This window comes from Microbacterium sp. BG28, from assembly GCF_034044005.1.
Taxonomy (GTDB): Bacteria; Actinomycetota; Actinomycetes; order Actinomycetales; family Microbacteriaceae; genus Microbacterium.
This window is the reverse complement of the sequence record NZ_JAXCHA010000002.1, coordinates 898406-920211: the sequence shown is the minus strand read 5'-3', so window position 1 is coordinate 920211 and position 21806 is coordinate 898406. Positions and strand designations below refer to the sequence as shown.

The 21806-nt window shown below is 68.6% G+C and carries 19 protein-coding genes and 2 tRNA genes; 14 read left to right on the top strand and 7 right to left on the bottom strand.

Features of this window, described 5'->3' with window-relative positions; genetic code table 11:
• Positions 1-18: 18 nt before the first annotated feature.
• The 3 genes from SK224_RS10340 to SK224_RS10330 all read left to right on the top strand — a co-directional run bounded on the left by SK224_RS10340 (position 19) and on the right by SK224_RS10330 (position 2463).
• The gene (locus tag SK224_RS10340) at positions 19-663 is read left to right on the top strand and encodes an NAD(P)H-binding protein (RefSeq protein ID WP_320434587.1); all 645 of its coding nucleotides are present in this window, start codon (positions 19-21) and stop codon (positions 661-663) included.
• A 38-nt stretch (positions 664-701) separates the two neighbouring features.
• On the top strand, positions 702-1820 hold the full coding sequence (locus tag SK224_RS10335; protein ID WP_320434586.1) for an NAD(P)-binding domain-containing protein: 1119 nt from the start codon (positions 702-704) through the stop codon (positions 1818-1820).
• Between the two features lie 61 nt (positions 1821-1881).
• Positions 1882-2463 carry a flavin reductase family protein gene (locus SK224_RS10330; RefSeq protein WP_320434585.1) on the top strand — a complete coding sequence of 194 codons (582 nt, stop codon included), beginning with the start codon at positions 1882-1884 and terminating at the stop codon, positions 2461-2463.
• 61 nt (positions 2464-2524) lie between these two features.
• On the opposite strand, the gene SK224_RS10325 is transcribed toward SK224_RS10330, so the two are convergent.
• The gene (locus SK224_RS10325) at positions 2525-3010 is read right to left on the bottom strand and encodes a Dps family protein (RefSeq protein ID WP_274287956.1); all 486 of its coding nucleotides are present in this window, start codon (positions 3008-3010) and stop codon (positions 2525-2527) included.
• A gap of 148 nt (positions 3011-3158) precedes the next feature.
• On the opposite strand from SK224_RS10325, the gene SK224_RS10320 reads away from it, so the two are divergent.
• The 3 genes from SK224_RS10320 (at position 3159) to SK224_RS10310 (ending at position 8314) form a co-directional block, all read left to right on the top strand.
• Positions 3159-5303 (top strand): acyltransferase family protein, encoded by a 2145-nt coding sequence (locus tag SK224_RS10320; protein ID WP_320434584.1) that lies wholly within the window; start codon positions 3159-3161, stop codon positions 5301-5303.
• Between the two features lie 9 nt (positions 5304-5312).
• Positions 5313-5843 (top strand): gamma carbonic anhydrase family protein, encoded by a 531-nt coding sequence (locus SK224_RS10315; protein WP_320434583.1) that lies wholly within the window; start codon positions 5313-5315, stop codon positions 5841-5843.
• A 152-nt stretch (positions 5844-5995) separates the two neighbouring features.
• Positions 5996-8314, top strand: coding sequence for a DUF2510 domain-containing protein (locus tag SK224_RS10310; protein ID WP_320434582.1), 2319 nt, complete (start codon positions 5996-5998; stop codon positions 8312-8314).
• Between the two features lie 114 nt (positions 8315-8428).
• On the opposite strand, the gene SK224_RS10305 is transcribed toward SK224_RS10310, so the two are convergent.
• Positions 8429-9802 (bottom strand): HNH endonuclease signature motif containing protein, encoded by a 1374-nt coding sequence (locus SK224_RS10305; RefSeq protein WP_320434581.1) that lies wholly within the window; start codon positions 9800-9802, stop codon positions 8429-8431.
• Between the two features lie 332 nt (positions 9803-10134).
• Positions 10135-10205, bottom strand: a tRNA-Gly gene (locus SK224_RS10300).
• A 123-nt stretch (positions 10206-10328) separates the two neighbouring features.
• Between SK224_RS10300 and SK224_RS10295 the strand changes: the two genes are divergently transcribed.
• The 7 genes from SK224_RS10295 to SK224_RS10265 all read left to right on the top strand — a co-directional run bounded on the left by SK224_RS10295 (position 10329) and on the right by SK224_RS10265 (position 15854).
• A tRNA-Pro gene (locus tag SK224_RS10295) sits at positions 10329-10402 on the top strand.
• A 67-nt stretch (positions 10403-10469) separates the two neighbouring features.
• Positions 10470-11918 (top strand): trigger factor, encoded by a 1449-nt coding sequence (gene tig, locus SK224_RS10290; protein WP_320434580.1) that lies wholly within the window; start codon positions 10470-10472, stop codon positions 11916-11918.
• A gap of 65 nt (positions 11919-11983) precedes the next feature.
• Positions 11984-12517: a tetratricopeptide repeat protein gene (locus tag SK224_RS10285; protein WP_320434579.1), complete on the top strand. Its 534-nt coding sequence runs from the start codon at positions 11984-11986 to the stop codon at positions 12515-12517.
• Between the two features lie 33 nt (positions 12518-12550).
• The gene (locus SK224_RS10280; protein ID WP_137416779.1) at positions 12551-13135 is read left to right on the top strand and encodes an ATP-dependent Clp protease proteolytic subunit; all 585 of its coding nucleotides are present in this window, start codon (positions 12551-12553) and stop codon (positions 13133-13135) included.
• 28 nt (positions 13136-13163) lie between these two features.
• Positions 13164-13841, top strand: coding sequence for an ATP-dependent Clp protease proteolytic subunit (locus SK224_RS10275; protein WP_137416780.1), 678 nt, complete (start codon positions 13164-13166; stop codon positions 13839-13841).
• 146 nt (positions 13842-13987) lie between these two features.
• Positions 13988-15256: an ATP-dependent Clp protease ATP-binding subunit ClpX gene (gene clpX / locus SK224_RS10270; protein ID WP_137416781.1), complete on the top strand. Its 1269-nt coding sequence runs from the start codon at positions 13988-13990 to the stop codon at positions 15254-15256.
• Positions 15257-15356: 100 nt separating this feature from the next.
• On the top strand, positions 15357-15854 hold the full coding sequence (locus tag SK224_RS10265) for a hypothetical protein (RefSeq protein ID WP_320434578.1): 498 nt from the start codon (positions 15357-15359) through the stop codon (positions 15852-15854).
• 4 nt (positions 15855-15858) lie between these two features.
• Here the strand turns inward: SK224_RS10265 and SK224_RS10260 are convergent, their stop codons facing one another.
• The 4 genes from SK224_RS10260 to SK224_RS10245 form a co-directional block, all read right to left on the bottom strand.
• Positions 15859-17895, bottom strand: coding sequence for a M3 family metallopeptidase (locus SK224_RS10260; RefSeq protein WP_320434577.1), 2037 nt, complete (start codon positions 17893-17895; stop codon positions 15859-15861).
• Positions 17896-17939: 44 nt separating this feature from the next.
• Complete coding sequence (locus tag SK224_RS10255; protein WP_137416784.1) at positions 17940-18191, bottom strand: hypothetical protein; 252 nt, start codon at positions 18189-18191, stop codon at positions 17940-17942.
• A 1-nt stretch (position 18192) separates the two neighbouring features.
• Positions 18193-20778 carry a valine--tRNA ligase gene (valS, locus tag SK224_RS10250; RefSeq protein WP_320434576.1) on the bottom strand — a complete coding sequence of 862 codons (2586 nt, stop codon included), beginning with the start codon at positions 20776-20778 and terminating at the stop codon, positions 18193-18195.
• 133 nt (positions 20779-20911) lie between these two features.
• The gene (locus SK224_RS10245) at positions 20912-21280 is read right to left on the bottom strand and encodes a VOC family protein (RefSeq protein ID WP_320434575.1); all 369 of its coding nucleotides are present in this window, start codon (positions 21278-21280) and stop codon (positions 20912-20914) included.
• A gap of 57 nt (positions 21281-21337) precedes the next feature.
• Between SK224_RS10245 and SK224_RS10240 the strand changes: the two genes are divergently transcribed.
• Complete coding sequence (locus SK224_RS10240) at positions 21338-21799, top strand: MarR family winged helix-turn-helix transcriptional regulator (RefSeq protein ID WP_320434574.1); 462 nt, start codon at positions 21338-21340, stop codon at positions 21797-21799.
• Positions 21800-21806 lie beyond the last annotated feature (7 nt).

Here is a 21806-nt window from a genome sequence, read left to right as displayed (position 1 = left end):
GACGCGAAAGGACGGACCATGTCTCGCATCCTCATCATCGGTGGACACGGCAAGATCGCTCTCCTGCTGGCGCCCCTGCTCGCGGCGCGGGGCGACGAGGTCACGTCCGTCGTGCGCAACCCCGATCACGTCGACGACGTTCACGCGGCGGGCGCGACCGCGCTGGTGCTGGACGTCGCTGCGGCGGACACCACGTCACTGTCCGAGGCCTTTGTGGGTTACGACGCGGTCGTGTGGTCGGCGGGGGCCGGCGGGGGCGACGCGGCTCGCACCTACGCGGTCGATCGCGACGCCGCCATCCGCGCGATGGATGCGGCGGAGGCGGCCGGCGCCTCGCGCTTCGTGATGGTGTCGTGGATCGGCTCTTCGCCGGATCACGGCATCGATCCCTCCGACTCCTTCTTCCCCTACGCCGACGCGAAGTTGGCGGCCGACGAGCACCTGCGGCGCAGCTCTCTCGAGTGGACAGTGCTCGGCCCCGGCGCACTGACCTCCGACGATGCGACCGGCCGCATCACCACCGAGCCGACGGGTCGAGGAGAGATCTCCCGGGCCGACGTCGCCCAGGTGATCGCGGCAACGCTCGGGGAGACCGCCACGATCCGTCGCACGATCCGCTTCGGCGCGGGCACGACGCCGATCAGCGAGGCACTGAGCGCCTGAGGCGGAATGCGCCGCACTCCGCGAGCGTTGACGACGGCATGACCGCATCCGATTCCGCTGTCGGCGTGCCCGTGGATGTCGTCGTGATCGGAGCCGGGCAGGCGGGCCTGTCGGCCGCCTACCACCTGCACCGTCGAGGGTTCCGTCCGCTCGATGCGCAGGCGTCCGATGCTGGGACGTTCGTGGTGCTCGACGCCGAGCCCGCGCCGGGCGGGGCCTGGCAGCACCGATGGGAGTCGCTGCGTATGGCGACGGTCAACGGCATCCACGAGCTTCCCGGCTTCCCGGTCCCGCCGGCGGATCCCGCGGCGTCGAGCCGCGACGTCCTTCCGCTGTACTTCGCCGCCTACGAGGAGCGCTTCGATCTTCGGGTGCGCCGCCCCGTGCGGGCGCGCGCGGTCTCGCGTGACGGTGACCGGTTGCGGGTCGAGACGGATGCAGGCACGTTCGCAGCGCGATACGTGATCAACGCGACGGGGACGTGGACGAGGCCGCATTGGCCCGCTGTGCGCGGGCGTGAGAGCTTCCGTGGCACGCAGCTGCACGTGCACGACTACGTCTCCGCCGAGCAGTTCGCCGGCAAGCGCGTGGTCATCGTCGGGGCCGGCGTGTCGGGCGTGCAGCTGCTCGAAGAGATCTCGCGGGTGACCGACACGTTCTGGGTCACCCGGCGGGAGCCGGAGTGGCGCGACGACGAGTTCGACATCCCGGCGCGCGTCGCCGCGATCGCGGGCGTCGAGGAACGGGTGCGCCAGGGGCTGCCGGCCGGCAGCGTCATCTCGGTCACGGGGATGCACTGGACCCCGTGGGCACGCGAAGCCGATCGACGAGGCGTGCTCGTGCGGCATCCGATGTTCCGCGCGATCGAACCCGATGGCGTACGGATGCCGGACGGCACCCTCGAGCGGGCCGATGTGATCCTCTGGGCGACAGGCTTCCGCCCCGCCCTCGACCACCTCGCGCCGCTCCGGCTGCGGACACCGGCCGGCGGCATCCGGGTCGAGGACTCACGCGCCCTCGACGAACCACGGCTGTTCCTCATCGGTTACGGACCCTCGCAGTCGACGGTCGGTGCCAACCGGGCCGGTCGATCCGCCGTGCGTCAGCTCGTGGCGGACGGTGTGCTCCGGGCGCCCGAGCTGGCGGTCGCTGGATGATGCGTTGCGCCGTGTGTCGCCCTGTGCCCTGCCCGAAACATGAAAGTCGTAGCGTCGACGTATGACCACTCCCGCACCTCTGCCGAACCCGCTCGACGAAAACGGCGCCGAACGCGACCGTTTCGCCGGCGCCTCGCTGTCGCCGGACGAGTTCAAGGCACTCTTCCGCGGTCATCCCGGTGGTGTCGCGGTCATCACGGCCGAGGGACCGGGCGGTCCGGTCGCTCTGACGGCAACCTCTGTCTCGTCGGTGAGCGCGGAGCCGCCGCTGCTGATCTTCTCGGTCTCGGCACTGTCGTCGGCGACACCCGCGATCCTCGCGGCCGACACGGTCGTCGTGCATCTCCTCGACAGCGACGACCTCGGTGTCGCCAAGCTCGCATCCACTAGCGGCATCGACCGTTTCGCCGACCCCGAGAGCTGGAGCCGCCTCGTTACCGGAGAGCCCGTCTACAACGGCGTCCGGGCCTGGGTGCGCTGCGCGATCATCGAGCGCATGAACGCGGGAGGATCGACCGTCATCGCCGCTCACGCCCTGCAGTCGGGTATCAACCGCGACGTGCAGCCCGGTGAGCACGGCGACGCGCTGGTCTACCACAACCGCTCGTGGCATCGGCTCGGCGACCACTCGCGGATCGACTGACCCTCACACCGAAAGGACCCCCGCCTCCTCGGAGGGCGGGGGTCCTTTCGGTGTGATCTGCTTACTCGGCGAGGTGGGCCGAGAGGAACCAGCGGTCCTTCTCGAGACCGGCACGGATGCCGATGACGATGTCCTGGCTCGTGAGATCGATCTCGTCCAGGCCGTCGATCGCCGTCTGGACGTCGACGATGATCGTGTCGATGTCGGCGACGATGTGGCGGATCATGTCGTCCCACTGCGTGAAGCCTGCGGGAACCGACGACGGGGCGACCTTGGCCGCGATCGTCGACAGGCGGGCGTCCACCGGCAGACCCAGGGCGACGATGCGCTCGGCGGTCTCGTCGGCCCAGCCCTGTGCGTGCTCGACGACCGAGTCGAGAAGTTCGTGGATGGCGATGAAGTTCGCACCGCGCACGTTCCAGTGCGCCTGCTTGCCGGTGACGGCGAGGGCCTGCAGGCCCAGCGTGACGGGGGTGAGGAACTGCGCGGCTCCGGCGGCGACGGTCGGGTCGGCAGCGCTGGCGGGGATGGTCTGGTTCTTCGTCATGACAAAGCCTTCCGTTCGGGCAGTCGCATCTGCTGAATCAAACGCTAGCCAGCCGGAGAAATTCCGCAAGCAAGATGAGGCTGGGCTCACACGATCGCTGGTCGTGCCGCAGACGGGATTCCGGGGAACCTGCGGCTAACGTCGGAGGGTGCCAGCCTCAGACCCCGCCCGGACTCCGCAGAATCTGGACGAGCCGGCGCGCCTGCGCCGTCGTCAGCCGACCGGTGCGTCGCCCGAGCACGCGGAACCCTCGCGCTTCATCCCGCACGTGCAGGGCCTGCGCGCGATCGCCGTGCTGCTGGTCGTGCTCTACCACTTCTGGCCGGGGCGGATCCCTGGGGGCTATGTCGGTGTCGATGTCTTCTTCGTGATCTCGGGCTTCCTGATCACGGGGCATCTGATGCGCGAGCTGACGGCGACCGGAACCGTGCGCCTGGCGCAGTTCTGGGCCCGTCGGGCGCGGCGCCTGCTGCCGGCCTCGCTTCTGGTCCTGCTCTTCTGCGCGATCGTCGCCGCATCCCCGTACCTCATGCCCATCTCGGGTCTGCAACGGGAGGTCAGCGAGATCATCGCGTCGACCTTCTACGTCGAGAACTGGTACCTCGCCGTCGCCTCCGTCGACTACCTCGGCAACTCCGGGGAAGCGGCGATGGTGCAGCACTACTGGTCGCTCTCGCTCGAGGAGCAGTTCTATGTGCTCTGGCCGCTCATCATGCTTCTTGCGGCATGGATCGGGGTGCGATTCTTCGCCGGCCGTCGCCGCCGCGCCGTCCTGATCGCGCTGGGTGCGGTGAGCGCCGCGTCGCTCGTGTTCTGCATCATCTTCACCCTCAACGACCCGGCGCCGGCGTACTTCGTCACCTTCGCGCGGATGTGGGAGTTCGGACTCGGTGCCATGATCGCGCTGGTGCCGGCGCTGCGTGTGCGTCACGCGGCGGCGAGCTTCGTGCTCGGCTGGGTCGGCATCATCGCCCTCGTCTACACGGCTTTCCGCTTCGACTCCTCGACGCCGTTCCCCGGCTATGCAGCCCTGCTTCCGGCGCTGGGTGCCGCCGCCGTGATCGCTGCTTCCAACTCCGCCCGATGGTGGTATCCGACCCGCATCCTGTCGATCGCGCCGATGCGCTTCACCGGTGACATCTCGTACTCGCTCTATCTCTGGCACTGGCCGCTGATCATCATCGCGCCCTCCGTGCCCTTCTGGGGACTGAGCATCTACCACCGCGTCGCGCTGCTGGCCATCTGCTTCGTGCTCGCCTGGCTCACCAAGAAGTTCGTGGAAGACCCGGCGCGCTCGTGGCGTGTGCTCACCTCCCGGCGCCCGCGTGTGACACTCTGGGCGTCCCTCGCGGCGATGGTGCTGGTCGCCGGCACCGCGGGCGGCGCGTGGGCGCTGAACGCGCCCGCGTACCGAGACGGCGTGGCGCAGCTCGAGCAGCTCCGCAGTGATCCGCCCTCGTGCTTCGGCGCGCAATCCGTGCTCGATCCGAACTGCGAGGACGAGCCCGCATCCGACGCCGTTCTCCCGGCGCCGGGATTCGCCGGGGTCGACAAGCCCGCCGACGAGCAGTGCTTCGTGCAGCTGAACGATGCGCGGCCCGTGAGCTGCACCTTCGGTTCCGATGCGGCGGATGCACCCACGGTGGCGCTGATCGGCGACAGCCACGCGTTCCAGCTGCTGTCGACGTTCGAGCGGATGGCGGACGAGAACGGATGGCGCCTGGTGACTTTCTTCAAGGGCGCGTGTCCGTGGAACGACACCCCGTTGTCGACGCCGGGAGCGTTCGGCGCGGCGTGCTCGGCGTGGCGCACCGCGGTCGATCAGGCGCTCGTGGACGCGAAGCCGGACGTGGTCTTCACCTCCGCCCTCGCGACGACGCCGTACGCGTCGGCCGGTCACGACTCGTCCTATGACGCCGCCGTGGCGGGCTACCGTTCGGCATGGTCGACGTTGACGGATGCGGGCGTGCCGGTGATCACCGTCGTCGACAACCCGGTCTGGGAGACCGACCCCAACAAATGCCTCCGCACCCGCGACGCGGCTGCGTGCGACGGCGCCCGATCGGACGTGCTCGTCGCCAAGGATCCGCTACGCGAGGCTGCGGAGGGTGCGCCGGGGGTCACGCTGCTCGACTTCACGGACGTGTACTGCGACGACTCGACATGCTTCCCTGTCGTGGGCGGTGCCGACGTCTATCGGGATCAGGACCACCTCACGGTGACCTTCGTCGACTCGCTCATGCCGCAGTACACCGAGGCGATCCGCTCCGCGCTGGAGCGGGCCGCCGGTTAGGGTCGGGGCATGACCGTCTCGGAATCCGCATCCGTGATCGCCCTCGGTGACATCGCGCCGGAGGTGCCGGCATCCGCTTTCGTGGCCGCCGGCGCTCGCCTGATCGGCGGGGTACGGCTGGGAGAGCGGGCGAGCGTCTGGTACAACGCCGTGTTGCGCGCCGACGGCGACATGATCACGGTCGGGGCCCGCAGCAACGTGCAGGACTCGGTGAGCGTGCACGTCGACGGTGGGCATCCGGTCGTGGTCGGCGAAGACGTGTCGATCGGGCACAACGCGGTCGTGCACGGCTGCACGATCGGCGACGGGAGTCTGATCGGCATGGGTGCGGTCGTCCTCAACGGTGCGCGCATCGGCGCCGGCTGCCTCATCGCCGGGGGAGCGGTCGTGCTCGAGGGCGCGGAGATCCCCGACGGCTCCCTCGTGGCGGGCGTGCCCGGAAAAGTGCGGCGCGCGCTGACGGATGAGGAGCGCGCGGGTCTGGTGCGCAACGCTGCGGCCTACCTGGCACACAGCGAGCGTCACGCCGCCGCGGGCTGACGAGCTGTCCACAGACGAGCCGTGGCGGCGCGGCAGCGGGCTGCGACTCCCTTAGCGTGGAACCCCCTGGTAGGCGCAAGGGTTACGGCGGAGTCTTCTCTGCTCGGTTAGCGTGTGCGAGGTCCCCGCAGCATCTCGAGAATCAGGGCGTCATGGCAGAAGCGACACCGGCCGGTTGGTACCCCGATCCCGCGGGCGGCGGTGGGCGACGTTACTGGGACGGCACCGCGTGGACCTCCCACGTGAGTCCCGATGCCCCGATGCAGCCCGCGCCCGCCGCGCCCGAGCGGGCCGCATCCGCTCCGATGCAGGCCGCATCAGCTCCCGGGCAGGCCGCGCCCGCATCCGCGCCGGAGTCGGGCGTGCGTCCCGCGCGCAAGCGCCGTAAGGGGCTCATCATCGGGCTCGGCGTGACCGGCGGTGTTGCGCTGATCGCGGTGGTGACGCTCGTGGTCGGGATGTTCACGTTCCTCCGTCCGATCGAGGGCGTGCCTGCCGCGCTGCACACCGACGTGTCCGAGCAGTACGACTACACCGACCCCATGCTGGATCTCGACCGTGATCACGAGTTCCGCTTCGATGTGGACTATCTCCTCGAGGACGTCAACGCGGCGAACAGCCCGAAGACCGAACAGTCGGGGTACGACGAGGGTCGTGCGGCGCCCGACTGGGCGTTCCAGGTCTACTACGACGCCGCGTTGACGCACGAGGCCGGCGCCACGGTGGTGCAGCCTGCCAGCTCGAAGTCGTACCCGTCGGATGATCGACGTGTCCGCGTCGTGCCCAACGACTCGACCTACGCGCGCACGGCAGACGACCAGCGCGATATCGCCGACTCGGCGATCCCGGAGTGGTCCCTGCACGACCAGTACTACCTCGTGCAGCGGGCTGACAAGGAGGGCAATCCTCTCGCGAAGCCGATCGTGACGATGTTCACGGTCAAGCGCGAACTGGCTACGCCGGTCGCGAGTCTCGGCACGCCCACCGGCGATGGAAGCCTCTCCTTGAACTGGCAGGCCGTCGACGGCGCGACCGAGTATCTCGTCGTCGCCTCCGAAGCTCAGATCACGGGTCCGCGGAGCTACACGCTTCTGGGCTCGACCTCCGACACCTCGTGGACCAGCGAGTCGGTTGTGACGGAGAGCGGCCTCCAGAACGAGCCCTGGCCCGAGCGTCAGAACGATGCACTGAAGGCGTACGAGGGATCGAGCGCTGACGAAGACGGCGCCGGATACCTGCCCGGACCGAACTACGGCACGTCGGGCTGGGACTTCGGCGTCATCGCCACCGACGGCAAGCGCTTCTCGCCGTACCAGAGCTTCGACACGATCGGTCAAGGCGTCGGCGCGCTGCCGTACCAGATCGCGACCGCCACGCTGCGGGGCGAGATCGGCACGTCGGTGCCGAGCGTCGCGGCTCTTCCGAAGACCATCCCGTTCACGTCGCTGGACGGTGCGACGCGCGCCGCTATCACGTACGTGGACGCGTCCAAGGCCCGCCCCTACCGCGAGTGGTACATGGTGCCGATGTTCGCGCGGGGGACGCAATTGGGCACGTGGACGTATGTGCCGCAGGCGGCGGTGACAGACCTGCAGGCGGAGGCTGATGCTTTCAACGCTGCGGCGCTTGCCGCAGCGCCGCCGACGGGAGCGGCGGGCTTCCAGCTGGTCTCGGCACCGGTCGATCCCAACATCGAGACGGTCGACACCTACCCCGACGTGGCGTATCCGGTGTTCGGTAGCACCGAGTTGACGCGGTTCATCGCGGCGCATCTGATCGCCGGGTCGAAGGCGGTGGACATCTCCGCATTGACCTCCGCGCCGGGGGCTCCGCAGGGTGACGACGCGCTGGACGAGGCCCTCGCTCAGAACCCCTATGCGCTCGGCGTGAAGGGGGTAGCCGTCTACGACAACAAGACGTTGTACGTCACCTACGACGAGGACCACTCCGCAGTCGAGGCGCAGCAGGCCGAGATCAAGACGGCGGTGGACGCGGCCGTCGCCGCGGTCACGACGCCGGAGATGTCCGCTCGGGATAAGGCGATCGCGCTCAACGACTGGTTGACGGCTCACGCCGAGTACGACCATGCGGCGCTCGAGGCGAAGAACGCGACGGGGGTCGAGGTCATTCCCGACGGTTATGAGGATGCGTGGACGGCGGCGGGTGTGCTGCTCAAGCAGACGGGTGTGTGCGCGAGCTACGCCGACGCGTATCACCTGCTCATGCAGGCGGCGGATGTGGACTCCGTCGTCGTCACCGGCACCGTGTACTCCGCCGGTCGGCACGCCTGGAACAAGGTGAACATCGATGGGGCGTGGCTGGCCGTCGACTCCACGTGGAACGACTCGCCGGACGCCAACCGTTTCCTCCTCATCCCCGACTCGGGCTTCCAAGGCAACGCGGCGCGCTCCGAGGAGGCGAGCTGGATGGTGGATTCGCTCATCAGCTCCTACGCGACCACGCCGCAGTGATCAAGGGGCGTTGGTCGCCCGTAGCGACGGAGAGTGTTTGTTCTGCACGACGGCGGTCGCTCCGGCGTCGACGATGGCGATCGCGTGCGGGGCTGACGATCGGCGTGTGACGGTCTAGAAGGGTGGTGGATCGGACCCGTTGCTCCCTGAGTCATCGGGAAATCCGACGAACTGTACGGGCGGCGGCGGGTCGTCGATGTAGGTGGCACCCAGCGGCGAGGTCCACTCGATGACACCGCCGGGCAACTGTCGGACGCGCCATGCCGTGAACTGCTTCATCGAGTGATGTCGCTGGCACAGACACTGCAGGTTGTCGAGGTGCGTCGCTCCACCGCGTGCCCAGTCGCGCACGTGGTCGATCTCACACCGGATGGCGGGAACGCGGCATCCGGGGAATCGGCAGTGCCGATCGCGTGCGTGGATGGTGCGACGCAACGCCGGCGGGACGCTCCGCCTGTCGACGGCCACGACCTGACCGGATGCAGCGTCGGTGAGGATGCGGTCCCAGCCGGTGCACGATCCTCCGGCGAGTACGCGGGCGGTCTCGGCATCGATCGGGCCGTGGCCGACGAGCTCGCCCACCTGGGCGTCGCGGCCCGTGAGCGCGCCGACCGGGACGACGACCTGTACGTGTGCGCGGATCGCGCCGAGGGTGCCTGGGCCGTCGTCGTCGCGTGTCGGGTCGGCGCCCGGCTGCGTCGTGAGGAGCATGTCTGCGAGGAGGTCGGCGCGGATCTGACCTGTCGTGCGGGTGTCGCTCGCGAGCAGGAGGTCGCCGGCATCCGGCTCGTCTCCGGCGCGGCGGGCTGCGTTGGCCCGGTCAGCGGCCTGCTTGCGGAGATCGATCAGGGTCTGTGCCTGTCGGGTGAGGCGGTCGTGGATCGCATCGGCGATGACGGCCGGCTGGATCGAAACGATCTCGCTCATTCCATGGGGGAGCGGTGTCGTGAACACACGTCGACCCTCGCGCGCGATGGCGTGGCGCTCGGTAAGGGTCGTCGGATGGTGCCGCTCGGCGAGGATCTCCACCCGCGAGCGTGCGCGACCCACCGTCTCGGTCTCGCAGACGGTGAGAGCACTCCGCTCGAACGCCGCTCGACGGTCGCGGGGGAGGTTCGCTCCGGCGTCGACGATGACGCGTGCGTGGCTCAGCTGGATGCGGCCCGCTGCAAGCGCCGCATGCGTCTGCGGATAGTCGTCGACGAGCTCGGCCGCCGCGCTCATCTGCCGCTGCACCGTCCTGTCGGCGAGGCGCGTCGCCGCGCTGATCTCGGAGGCGACGGCGCGCTGGGCCATGTCGTGCACGCGCACGTTCGCGCGCGAGTGGGAGGCCAGACGCCGTGCGAGGCGCTCAGCGTCTGCCAGCGCCGTCATGCGGCGAGCCTGCGCCGCGGCGATGTCGGCGTCGGCCTTGCGCACGGTGTCGACGGCCTCGGCCAGCGCCGCCGCATCCGCGTCGCTGAAGCCGATCATTCCGTCGTCTCGCATGGCCCATATCTCGTCGAGGCGCGCTCTCGCGCGACCTGTTTCGCCGGGGCACTCGGCGGGTGAATCAGCTCGGAACCAGGTGTTTCCGACCTGATATCAGTGTGGCATCGCCCTCGGACATCGCCGGAGGACGGCTGGCGCATGTGGGTCAGCTCTGCGCGCCGCGCGAGGGGATGACGGTCCTCACCGCCTCTCCACACGCCGCTGCGCGGCGCGCGGAGCCTTTGCAGCGTGGGCCCAATCGAAGACGCAGGCTGCGCCTGCTTTCGATTCCCGGCATTGCATGACATAAGCGTGAAGGCCCGGACGAGCCGGGCCTTCACGCTTATCGGAGGGGATGACGGGAATCGAACCCGCGTAATCAGTTTGGAAGACTGAGGCTCTACCATTGAGCTACATCCCCGGAGCGGCATCGGCCGCAACCTCAGCAAGCATAGCTGAGTTCTCAAGGTCGATTCGACGCGCGGGCAGCGTCGGCTAGACTTCTCGGGGCCGAATCCGGTGCACGCTCGCGTGCCCGCCCGCCCGGGGCGTAGCTCAGCTTGGTAGAGCGCCCGCTTTGGGAGCGGGAGGCCGCAGGTTCAAATCCTGTCGCCCCGACACGGCCCCCAAGACCCCAGACCTTCAGCCACCGTGCGTTGGCGCGGAACAGAGGAGAACAATAGGCATGGTCACTAGCACCGTCGAGAAGCTCACCCCGACACGGGTGAAGCTCGAGATCTCGGTCTCGCCCGAGGAGCTCAAGCCCTCGATCGCTCACGCGTACGAGCACATCGCTCAGGACGTGCAGATCCCCGGCTTCCGCAAGGGCAAGGTCCCGGCTCCGATCATCGATCAGCGCATCGGGCGCGGCGCCGTGCTCGAGCACGCCGTCAACGAGGGCCTCGACGGGTTCTACCGCGAAGCGGTCGCCGAGCAGGGTCTGCGCGTCGTGGGCCGTCCCGAGGCCGACATCGTCGCCCTCCCCGAGGTGAGCGACTTCTCCGGCGACCTGAAGGTCACCGTCGAGGTCGACGTGCGTCCCGACTTCGACCTCCCCGCCTACGAGGGCCTCGAGATCACCGTCGACGCGGTCGCCGCCGACGAGGCGGCCATCGACGCCGAGCTCGACAACCTCCGCGCCCGCTTCGGGACGCTCGTGACCGTCGAGCGTCCCGCTGCGAAGGGCGACTTCGTCGAGCTCGACCTGGTCGCCACCATCGACGGCGACGAGATCGATCGCGCCGAGGGCGTCTCCTACGAGGTCGGCTCGGGCGAGCTGCTCGAGGGCATCGACGAGGCCATCGAGTCCCTCACCGCCGGTGAGGACACCACATTCCGCTCGAAGCTGGTCGGTGGCGACCACGCCGGTGAAGAGGCCGAGGTCTCCGTCAGCGTCAAGGCCGTCAAGGAGCGCGAGCTGCCCGACGCCGACGACGACTTCGCCCAGATGGCGAGCGAGTTCGACACGATCGACGAGCTGCGCGCGAGCCTCTCCGAGCGCGTCGCCCAGCAGTCGAACTTCACTCAGGGTGCCGCCGCGCGCGACAAGCTCGTCGAGGTGCTGCTCGAGAAGGTCGACATCCCCGTGCCGCCGAAGCTGGTCGAGGACGAGGTCCACGCCCACCTCGAAGGCGAGGGTCGCCTCGAAGACGACGAGCACCGCGCCGAGGTCACCGAGGCCAGCGAGAAGCAGTTCCGCACGCAGGTGCTGCTCGACAAGATCGCCGAAGAGGCGAACGTGCAGGTCTCGCAGGACGAGCTGACCCAGTACCTGATCCAGTCGGCGGCGCAGTACGGCATGGCTCCGCAGGACTTCGTGAACGCGCTGCAGCAGGGCAACCAGCTGCCGGCTCTGATCGGTGAGGTCGCCCGCAACAAGGCCCTCGCGATCGCGCTCGGTCGCGTGAGCGTCGTCGACACCGACGGCAAGCCCGTCGACCTCACCGGCTTCATCGCCGTCGAGGACGAGCCGGCCGCTGAGGCCGACGTCGTTGAGGAGGCCGAGGAGATCGCCGACGCCGCCGCGGACGCCGAGACCGAAGCTGCCGCCGAGGAGGCCAAGCCCGCGAAGAAGGCTGCGGCCAAGAAGCCCGCTGCGAAGAAGGCTCCGGCCAAGAAGGCCGACGCCGAGTAACACACGCCAGGACGAAGGGCGGATGCGCAAGCATCCGCCCTTCGTCGTCCCGAAGGAGAACGACCATGACCGACTGGCAGACACGCGTCGACGCCGTATGGGACGACGAGTCGCTCAGCGACGAGGCCCGCATCGACGAGATCGAACGTCTGGCGACCGAACGGGACGCCGGAGACGCCGTCGCCCTGTTCGAGCGCGCCGGAGCCTACGACTCCGCGGGGCGCGAGACCGAGGCTGAACCGCTGTACCGCGCCGCGCTGGCTGCAGGGCTCGACCCCGAGCGGCGCACCCGGGCCGTCATCCAGCTCGCGAGCACCATCCGCAACCTCGGCAAGCTCGACGAGAGCCTGTCGCTGCTCGAGACGGAGTACCGCGCTACTCGCGCAGGCGGAATGAAGGATGCGGCGGCGGCCTTCTACGCGCTCGCGCTCGCGTCGTCGCACCGTGAGCGGGAGGGTCTCGCCGTCGTGCTCGAGGCGCTGGCCCCGCATCTTCCGCGGTACCAGCAATCGGTGCGCGGATACGCCGCCGAACTCGTTCATGCGCCGGAGCGTATGCCGACGGCGAACACGGGCGAGGGGTCCGAACCGCGCCGGTAGATTCGTTCTCACGATCACCGAACAGGAGTGAACATGGCCGACCCCCTTGTCGCGACAAGCGTCTTCGACAGGCTGCTGAAGGACCGCATCATCTGGCTCGGATCCGAGGTGCGGGATGAGAACGCCAACGAGATCTGCGCGAAGATCCTGCTGCTCGCCGCCGAGGACTCGCAGAAGGACATCTACCTCTACATCAACTCGCCCGGTGGCTCGATCACGGCCGGTATGGCCATCTACGACACCATGCAGTTCGTGCCCAACGACATCGTGACCGTCGGCATCGGCATGGCGGCCTCGATGGGTCAGCTGCTGCTGACCGCGGGAACCAAGGGCAAGCGCTACATCACGCCGAACGCCCGCGTGCTGCTCCACCAGCCGCACGGCGGATTCGGTGGTACCGCCAGCGACATCCAGACCCAGGCTCAGCTCATCGTGTCGATGAAGAACCGCCTGGCGGAGATCACCGCGGCGCAGACGGGCAAGTCCGTCGAGCAGATCAACGAAGACGGCGACCGTGACCGCTGGTTCACGGCCGACGAGGCGCTCGAGTACGGTTTCGTCGACCACATCCGCGAGTCCGCGACCGACGTCGTCGGCGGCGGCGGCACGGCCAACTGACGAGCGACGGCGAGAAGAGAGAACCCGAATGAACATCCCCACTTTCGGCGCCGCGGCCCACACGCCGCAGGGACTGCAGATGCCGTCGAGCCGCTACGTGCTGCCCCAGTTCGAGGAGCGCACGGCCTACGGCTACAAGCGCCAGGACCCGTACAACAAGCTGTTCGAGGACCGCGTCATCTTCCTGGGCGTCCAGGTCGACGACGCCTCGGCGGATGACGTGATGGCGCAGCTGCTCGTGCTGGAGTCCCAGGACCCCGACCGCGACATCATCATGTACATCAACTCGCCCGGCGGCTCCTTCACGGCCATGACCGCGATCTACGACACCATGCAGTACGTGTCGCCGCAGATCCAGACCGTCGTGCTCGGGCAGGCCGCCTCGGCCGCGGCCGTGCTGCTCGCCGCCGGCGCACCCGGCAAGCGTCTGGCGCTGCCGAACGCGCGCATCCTCATCCACCAGCCCGCCATGGGAGAGGCCGGCCACGGCCAGGCCTCCGACATCGAGATCCAGGCGGCGGAGATCCTCCGCATGCGCACCTGGCTCGAGGAGACCCTCGCGAAGCACTCGCACCGCACCAAGGAGGAGGTCAACCGCGACATCGACCGCGACAAGATCCTCTCCGCCGAGACTGCCGTCGAGTACGGCCTCGTCGACCAGGTGCTCACCACGCGCAAGCGCACGCCCGCCGCTCTCACGAGCTGACATCGTGCGACCCACGACGCCCCGGTCCGAGCGAGGACCGGGGCGTCGTGGCGTGTGCACACATCCTGACGCGCAATACGACCGTTGTCCCCGACTCCGGTTAGGCTCGATGTACCGCGCAGCTATCCGGGGGGAAGAGAGGCATCATGGCACGAATCGGTGAGAGCGCCGACCTGTTCAAGTGCTCCTTCTGCGGCAAGAGCCAGAAGCAGGTGCAGCAGCTCATCGCGGGGCCTGGTGTGTACATCTGCGACGAATGCGTCGAGCTGTGCAACGAGATCATCGAAGAGCGCATGGCCGAGCAGACGTCCGGTGAGGTCGCCGAGTTCGATCTGCCCAAGCCGCGCGAGATCTTCTCCTTCCTGGAGGACTACGTCGTCGGACAGGAGCAGGCCAAGCGCGCTCTGTCCGTCGCGGTCTACAACCACTACAAGCGCGTGCGCGCGCAGAGCACGATCATCTCCGCCGACCAGCGTGCCGACGAGGTCGACATCGCCAAGAGCAACATCCTCATGCTCGGCCCGACCGGATGCGGCAAGACCTATCTCGCCCAGACGCTGGCAAAGCGCCTCAACGTGCCTTTCGCCGTCGCCGATGCCACCGCGCTGACCGAGGCGGGCTACGTCGGCGAAGACGTCGAGAACATCCTGCTCAAGCTTCTGCAGGCCGCCGACTTCGACACGAAGCGCGCCGAGACGGGGATCATCTACATCGACGAAGTCGACAAGATCGCCCGCAAGGCCGAGAACCCCTCGATCACGCGTGACGTGTCGGGCGAAGGCGTGCAGCAGGCGCTCCTGAAGATCCTGGAGGGCACGGTCGCCTCCGTACCGCCGCAGGGCGGCCGCAAGCACCCGCACCAGGAGTTCATCCAGATCGACACGACGAACGTGCTGTTCATCGTGGCCGGTGCCTTCGCGGGTCTCGAAGAGATCATCTCCGCGCGCGTGGGCAAGCACGGCGTCGGCTTCGGCGCTCCGCTGCAGCGTAAAGACGACGCGCCCGACCTCTTCAGCGAGGTGCTGCCCGAAGACCTGCACAAGTTCGGCCTCATCCCCGAGTTCATCGGCCGCCTTCCCGTCGTGGCTGCAGTCTCGCCGCTCGACCGCGAGGCGCTCATGGAGATCCTGACGGAGCCCAAGAACGCCCTCGTGAAGCAGTACCAGCGCATGTTCGAGCTGGATGACGTGGAACTCGACTTCGAGCGCGACGCACTCGAGGCGATCGCCGAGCTGGCCGTCTCCCGCAAGACCGGCGCGCGTGGCCTCCGCGCGATCCTCGAGGACGTGCTCGGTCCGATCATGTTCGAGATCCCCTCGAGCGAGGACGTTGCGAAGGTCGTCGTCACACGAGCCGCCGTCGAAGAAGGGGCTGCACCCACGTTGGTGCTGCGCCAGAAGCGCAAGACCGCCTGACCCGCGTGCGCGGTTTGGGTCGGCGGTGAACGGCGTCTCCGGTCGCGGCGGGGATGCCCGGGTTCGTCCGCTGCGGTGGAACGGTCTGCCCGGACGCGCCGTGCGGTTTCTGATCCAGACGGATGCCGCGTCCGCGCTCGAGGTGGCGCGGTGCGACCTCGTGGCGCAAGGCTTCGCCGCCGGCGGCAGCGGATTCGGGGAGCGTGTGGCGCAGTCCGGCTCCGAGTGGATCGCGCACGACCTGTACCTCGGGGATGTGGGGATCTCGCGCAAGCGCGGTGTGCTCACCTGGCTCCTGGAGGACACGGGACTCGAGTTGATCGTCCCCTTCCGTCGCCCCGCGACGCCGACGCTGATCGTGGCATGTGCCCGGCCGACGCAAGGCGGTGCGGAACTCGTCATCGCCTCGCATGTGTCCGTGCGGGGTGCGTCCGAGAGCAACGACGCTGCGCCCCTGCTTCGTTCCGTGTGGAACAGGCTCGAGGAACGCTTTCGCGCGGAAGGCGTCCTCGTCTCGCGCGAGAAGCTCTGGCAGATCGAGAACGACGGCTCTCCCGCATCGCAGAAGGTCGTCCGAGACCTCCTCGGCTGGCGCTGAACCCTTAAGCGTCGAGGCCGCGCCGTCGCAGCAGCGGGGCGATCGCCGCGTCCCGGCCGCGGAAGTCGCGGTAGGCCTCGAGCGGGTCCTTCGCGCCGCCGACGCCGAGCAGCCGGCGGCGGAACCGCTCGCCCGCCGCACGATCGAGGCCGCCGTTCTCGCCGAACCACTCGACGGTGTCCGCGTCGAGGACCTCGCTCCAGATGTAGGAGTAGTAGCCCGCGCTGTAGCCGCCCGAGAAGATGTGGGCGAAGTAGGTCGTGGAGTACCGCGGGGGCACGGCGGGCTCGGTGAGTCCGATGTCCTCCAGGGCGCGCCGTTCGAACTCCACGACGTCGATCTCGGCCGACGCGTCATCGACGCTCAGCGAGTGCCAGGCGAGGTCGAGCCACGCGGCGGCGAGGTACTCGCTCGTCGCGAACCCCTGATCGAACGTTCCGGATGCGGTCAGCCGCTCGATCAGCTCCGAGGGCAGCGGCTCGTCGGTCTCGATGTGGCGGGCGTAGTTCTCGACGACGCCCGGGGCGAGCATCCACATCTCGTTGACCTGACTCGGGAACTCGACGAAGTCGCGGAAGACCGCCGTTCCCGCGAAGTGCGGGTACCGCGTGCGGGCGAACAGCCCGTGAAGCGCATGGCCGAACTCGTGGAAGAGCGTCGTGACCTCGTCGAGGGTCAGCAGGGTCGGCTGCCCCTCGCCGGGGTCCGACACGTTGAGGTTGTTCACCACGACGGGCGCGGATCGGCGCAGGTCGGACGGCGTCACGATGGAGTTCATCCACGCGCCCCCGCGCTTCGTGTCGCGCGTGTAGAGATCGAGGATGTAGAGCCCGAGACCCGTGCCGTCCTCTTCGAACACCTCGAAGACGCGGGCGCCGGGATGGTACGCCACGAGGTCGTGCCGCTCGGTGAAGGTGATGCCGTAGAGCGCGGTGGCGGCAGCGAAGACACCATCGCGCAACACCCGTTCCGCCTCGAACCAGGGACGCAGCCCTGCCGCGTCGATGTCCAGCTGCGTCGCGCGCACCTGCTCGGTGGCATACGCCCAATCGTGCGCCGCGAGGTCGGCAATGCCGGAGACCTCGGCGCGTTCCGCCTTCTCTGCAGCGGCGTTGCGGGATGCGGGCTCCGCCAGCCGGCGCAACAACCCAGCGACGGCCTCGGGGGAGCCGGCGGTCTGGTCGGCGGTGACGGCGGCCGCGTGCGTCGGAAAGCCGAGAAGCGCTGCCCGCTCCGCCCGTAGCCGCACGATCTCGCGCACCGTCGCGCTGTTGTCGTTGTCGCCGCCACGACCGCCCCGCGCGCGCGAGGCGTCCATGATGCGCTTGCGCAAGGGTCGGTCGGCGAGCGACGCCAGCCACGGGTGCCCCGTGAACAGCGGCAGCGTGATCAGCCAGCCGTCCAGACCGCGCTGCTCGGCCGCTCTGGCTGCGGCGGATCGTTCGCCTGCCGCGAGCCCCTCCAGTTCCCGCTCGTCGCTCACATGCACCGCGAGCTCATTCGTGTCGGAGAGCAGGTGCTTCTCGAACGTGGTCGTCAGCGTCGACAGCCGCGTGTTGATCTCGACGAGACGCCGCTTGTCATCGGGCGAGAGCCCGGCGCCCGCGAGAGTGAGTTCGCGGAAGGTGCGTGTCAGGAGTCGGAGCGACTCCGCATCCAGATCCAGCGTGTCGCGTACCTCGTGCAGTGAGCTCACCCGCGCATACAGCCGCTCGTCGAGACGAATCGCGTCGCCGTGAGCGGACAGAAGCGGCGCGAGCTCTTCCTCGATCGCCTGAATGGGGGGAGTGGCATCCGCCGACGAGACGGTGAAGAAGGTCCGACTCACGCGGTCGAGCGTCTCTCCCGCACCCTCGAGGGCGACAAGCGTGTTCTCGAACGTGGGAGGGGCCGTCTCGGACGCGATCCGCTCGACCTCCGCACGGTGCTCACGAAACGCCTCGTCGAACGCGGGCAGGTAGTGCTCGGGCTCGATCGCGGCGAAGTCGGGAAGCGCGTAAGGAAGAGCGGATGGGGAGAGCAGCGGATTGACGGACGCCATCCGCTCAGACTATCGGCGCTCGGAGCAGGGCCGAGAGTCTGCGCTCAGGCGAACTCGTCGTCGACGTCGTGGCGGACGACCGCTGTACCGTCGGCATCGAGCGACACGATGACGCCCGTGTCGAGTTCCGCGACCGGGCGCCCCTCGAGCCATGTCAGCGTCCACCGCGGTGTCGGTTGCGACGACCACTGCGACTCCGTGATGGCCGACTCCACGGCGGCGATCTGCTCACGGAGCGAGGCGGGGACCGAGGCGGGCGGCTCCGTCCGGGCGCTCCAACGCGTGCCGAGCTGCATGTCAGACCTCCTGCGGGGCGAACTCGATGTCGACGACCTGTACGGTCTCGGCGTCGACGATAGCGAGATCCGCGACGCGGCCCACGGCCTTGAGATCGCCCTCGGCACTCGCTAGGGCGGCAGCGATCGCCGACGGCGCCCCGAGGGTCAGGTGCGCGATCGGCGTCTTCTGCGAGGCCTTCGCCTCGGTCTTGGCCCGCCGGATGGCGATGAGCGCGGAACTCGCCGCGGCGAGGACGGCGGGGTCGCCAGCCTCGGTGTCACCGTCGTTCGGTGCGAGCGGCACGGGCCACGGTGCGGTGTGCACGGAGCCGTCCTCGAACCACGACCAGGCTTCCTCCGTCGCGAAGGAGAGCACCGGGGCGAGCAGGCGCAGCAGCGTCGACAGCGCCGTGCGCAGCGCCAACGCCGCCGATGCCTGTCCCACGTCGCCCTGATCGTAGGCGCGCTCCTTGACGAGTTCGAGGTAGTCGTCGCAGAAGGTCCAGAAGAACGACTCGGTGATCTCCAGCGCCCGCGCGTGGTCGTACGCCTCGAAAGCCGCCGTCGCGTCGCGCACGACACGATCGAGCGTGGCGAGCATCGCCGCATCCAGTGCATGGGTGACCTGGGCGCCCTCGGGGACGGGGAAGGACAGCACGAACTTCGCTGCGTTGAGCACCTTGATCGCCAGGCGCCGGCCGATCTTCACCTGGGTCGGGTTCTGCGGGTCGAATGCGGCGTCCGCGCCGAGCCGGCTGGATGCCGCCCAGTAGCGCACCGCGTCGGTGCCGTGCTGGTCCAGGATGTCGGCGGGCGTGACGACGTTGCCCTTCGACTTCGACATCTTCTTGCGGTCGGGATCGACGATGAAGCCGCTGATGGCGGCGTCCGTCCAGGGTGCGCGGTCGTCCTCGAGAGCGGAGCGCACCATCGTGGAGAACAGCCAGGTGCGGATGATGTCCTGGCCCTGCGGGCGCAGGTCGAACGGTGCGACGAGTTCCCACAGCTCCTCGTCGCGCTGCCAGCCGCCGGCCAGCTGCGGCGTGAGCGAGGAGGTCGCCCACGTGTCGAAGATGTCCTTCTCTCCCTCGAATCCGCCTGGGACGCCGCGCTGCGACTCGTCGTAGCCGGGAGCCGTGTCGGTGGTCGGGTCGACGGGAAGGGATGCGACGTCGGCCGTGATGACGCCGCCCTCGACCCGCTCGCCGTTCTCGTCCAGCGGATACCACACCGGGATGGGGACGCCGAAGAAGCGCTGGCGGCTGATGAGCCAGTCGCCCGTGAGCCCGTTGGTCCAGTTCTCATAGCGCACCCGCATGAAATCGGGATGCCACTGCATGCCCGCTCCGAGCGCGAGCAGCTTCTCGCGGAAGGCCTCGTCGCGGGCGCCGTTGCGCAGGTACCACTGACGCGTCGAGACGATCTCGAGGGCCCGGTCGCCCTTCTCGTAGAACTTCACCGGGTGGTTGAAGGGCTTCGAGACCTCGAGGAGCTCGCCGGAGGCCTCCAGAAGCTCGACCATCTTCTTCTTGGCGCTGAAGACCGTGAGCCCTGCCAGCTCCGCGTACGCGGCCTTCGCCGCATCCGTCTCGAGGGCTGCCGGTGCATCGGGGAGGATGCGGCCGTCCTTGCCGAGGATCGTGCGGTTCGGCAGATCCAGCTCCCGCCACCAGATGATGTCGGTGACGTCGCCGAAGGTGCAGACCATCGCGATGCCCGAGCCCTTGTCCTGCTGTGCCAGCGGGTGCGCGAGCACGGGCACCTCGACGCCGAACACGGGCGTGCGCACGGTCTGACCGAAGTACGGCTGGTACCGCTCGTCGTTGGGGTTGGCCACGAGGGCGACGCAGGCGGCCAGCAGCTCGGGGCGGGTGGTCTCGATCTGGATGTCGCCCGAGCCGTCGGTCTTGTGGAAGGCGAGGCGATGGTAGGACGCCTGCTGTTCGCGGTCCTCCAGCTCGGCCTGGGCGATGGCGGAGCGGAAATCGATGTCCCACAGCGTGGGCGCGAGCGCCTGGTACGCCTCGCCGCGCTCAAGGTTGCGGAGGAACGCCAGCTGGCTCGTGCGGATCGTGTCGTTCGAGATCGTGCGGTACGTCTGGGTCCAGTCGACGGAGAGCCCGAGCTGGCGGAAGACGGCCTCGAACGCCTTCTCGTCCTCGAGAGTCAGCTCTTCGCACAGGTCGATGAAGTTGCGGCGGCTGATCGGCACCTGGTCGGCGGGCTTCAGGCTCTTCGCGTCGCCGCGGAACGGGGGAGTGAAGTCGGGGTCGTAGGCCAGCGAGGTGTCGCAGCGCACGCCGTAGTAGTTCTGCACGCGTCGCTCGGTCGGCAGCCCGTTGTCGTCCCATCCCATGGGGTAGAACACCGTCTTGCCGCGCATCCGCTCGAAGCGCACCTTCACGTCGGTGTGCGTGTAGCTGAACACGTGACCGATGTGCAGCGAGCCGGATGCGGTCGGCGGAGGCGTGTCGACGGAGAAGACGCCGCCGCGGCCGGAGGTCTTCGCGGCCTCTCTATCGAAGAGGTACGTGCCCTCGGCGGACCAGGTCTGGTCCCACTTGGCTTCGAGGCCCTCGAGTGCGGGCTTGTCGGGAATGGCCATGGGTGTCTCCTCGATATGTGCGGCACCGTGTGAGCGTGCCTGAGTGTGCGGTGCGGCAAGTCTAACGGGACGCCGACGTGCCGCATCCGAGGAGGGATGCGGCACGTCGGTGCTGGGAGCACCGAGTCGTGTATCAGGCGCGATCGTGGAGGGTGATGTGGTAGCCGTCGGGGTCGGCGAAGGTGAAGGTGAGTCCGAACGGGCCTTCGACGAGTTCCGAGACGATGGTGTGTCCCGCGGCGACCAGAGCGTCGTGGATCTCCCGGACGCCGGTCGCGTGCAGCCAGACGGCCGTGCCGATGCCCGGTTGATCGACGCCCGAGAGGTCGGTGTCGGGGAGAAGATCGCGCAGTGCGAACGCGATGGGCGTCGTCGTGAACACCACCGCATGAGGGGGACCGGCGGGGGAGCGCACGAGTCCGAGGTGGGTTTCGTAGAAGGCTTGCGACGCATCGAGATCGCGCACCTGGAGGGAGATGAAGTCGGGGCCGGTGACGGGCATGGGAACTCCTCGCTGGATGTCAGATAACTGACACGCACTCTATGTCAGAATACTGACATGAGTCAATCCCGTCCGCAGGTCCACCTGGACACGTCTCTGGGCTATCTCCTGAAACAGGCGGCGAGCGCGCTGCGCACCGCGATGGAGGATGTGCTCCGGCCCCTCGGTATGACGATCACGCACTACTCATGCCTGGAACTGCTCGCCCAGCGGCCCGGCTCGACCAACTCGGAACTGGCCCGGGGCACGTTCGTGACCCGTCAGTCCATGAACGTGCTGCTGCAGGCGCTCGAGCGTGACGGCGAGGTCGTCCGTCCCGCCGATGCTGCCGTGGGCAAGGCGCTTCCTACTCGGTTGACCCCCTTGGGGAGGCGACGCCTCGATGAGGCCAGCGCGGCGGTGCGTTCGGTCGAGGCTCGGATGCTGTCGGGACTGACCGACGCCGAGCAGTCCGCCGCCTTCACCGCCTTGACGAGCATGGTGCGCTCTCTGCGGACCGCTCCCGACGCGTCTGCCTAGACCGTGG

What these genes read in the sequence shown, in the direction of transcription:
- SK224_RS10240 (WP_320434574.1), top strand. Translation starts at nt 21,338, where the DNA reads ATGAGTCAATCCCGTCCGCAGGTCCACCTGGACACGTCTCTGGGCTAT.
- SK224_RS10310 (WP_320434582.1), top strand. Translation starts at nt 5,996, where the DNA reads ATGGCAGAAGCGACACCGGCCGGTTGGTACCCCGATCCCGCGGGCGGC.
- clpX (WP_137416781.1), top strand. Translation starts at nt 13,988, where the DNA reads ATGGCACGAATCGGTGAGAGCGCCGACCTGTTCAAGTGCTCCTTCTGC.
- SK224_RS10280 (WP_137416779.1), top strand. Translation starts at nt 12,551, where the DNA reads ATGGCCGACCCCCTTGTCGCGACAAGCGTCTTCGACAGGCTGCTGAAG.
- valS (WP_320434576.1), bottom strand. Translation starts at nt 20,778, where the DNA reads ATGGCCATTCCCGACAAGCCCGCACTCGAGGGCCTCGAAGCCAAGTGG.
- SK224_RS10275 (WP_137416780.1), top strand. Translation starts at nt 13,164, where the DNA reads ATGAACATCCCCACTTTCGGCGCCGCGGCCCACACGCCGCAGGGACTG.
- SK224_RS10255 (WP_137416784.1), bottom strand. Translation starts at nt 18,191, where the DNA reads ATGCAGCTCGGCACGCGTTGGAGCGCCCGGACGGAGCCGCCCGCCTCG.
- SK224_RS10245 (WP_320434575.1), bottom strand. Translation starts at nt 21,280, where the DNA reads ATGCCCGTCACCGGCCCCGACTTCATCTCCCTCCAGGTGCGCGATCTC.
- SK224_RS10325 (WP_274287956.1), bottom strand. Translation starts at nt 3,010, where the DNA reads ATGACGAAGAACCAGACCATCCCCGCCAGCGCTGCCGACCCGACCGTC.
- SK224_RS10305 (WP_320434581.1), bottom strand. Translation starts at nt 9,802, where the DNA reads ATGCGAGACGACGGAATGATCGGCTTCAGCGACGCGGATGCGGCGGCG.
- tig (WP_320434580.1), top strand. Translation starts at nt 10,470, where the DNA reads ATGGTCACTAGCACCGTCGAGAAGCTCACCCCGACACGGGTGAAGCTC.
- SK224_RS10285 (WP_320434579.1), top strand. Translation starts at nt 11,984, where the DNA reads ATGACCGACTGGCAGACACGCGTCGACGCCGTATGGGACGACGAGTCG.
- SK224_RS10330 (WP_320434585.1), top strand. Translation starts at nt 1,882, where the DNA reads ATGACCACTCCCGCACCTCTGCCGAACCCGCTCGACGAAAACGGCGCC.
- SK224_RS10340 (WP_320434587.1), top strand. Translation starts at nt 19, where the DNA reads ATGTCTCGCATCCTCATCATCGGTGGACACGGCAAGATCGCTCTCCTG.
- SK224_RS10315 (WP_320434583.1), top strand. Translation starts at nt 5,313, where the DNA reads ATGACCGTCTCGGAATCCGCATCCGTGATCGCCCTCGGTGACATCGCG.
- SK224_RS10260 (WP_320434577.1), bottom strand. Translation starts at nt 17,895, where the DNA reads ATGGCGTCCGTCAATCCGCTGCTCTCCCCATCCGCTCTTCCTTACGCG.
- SK224_RS10335 (WP_320434586.1), top strand. Translation starts at nt 702, where the DNA reads ATGACCGCATCCGATTCCGCTGTCGGCGTGCCCGTGGATGTCGTCGTG.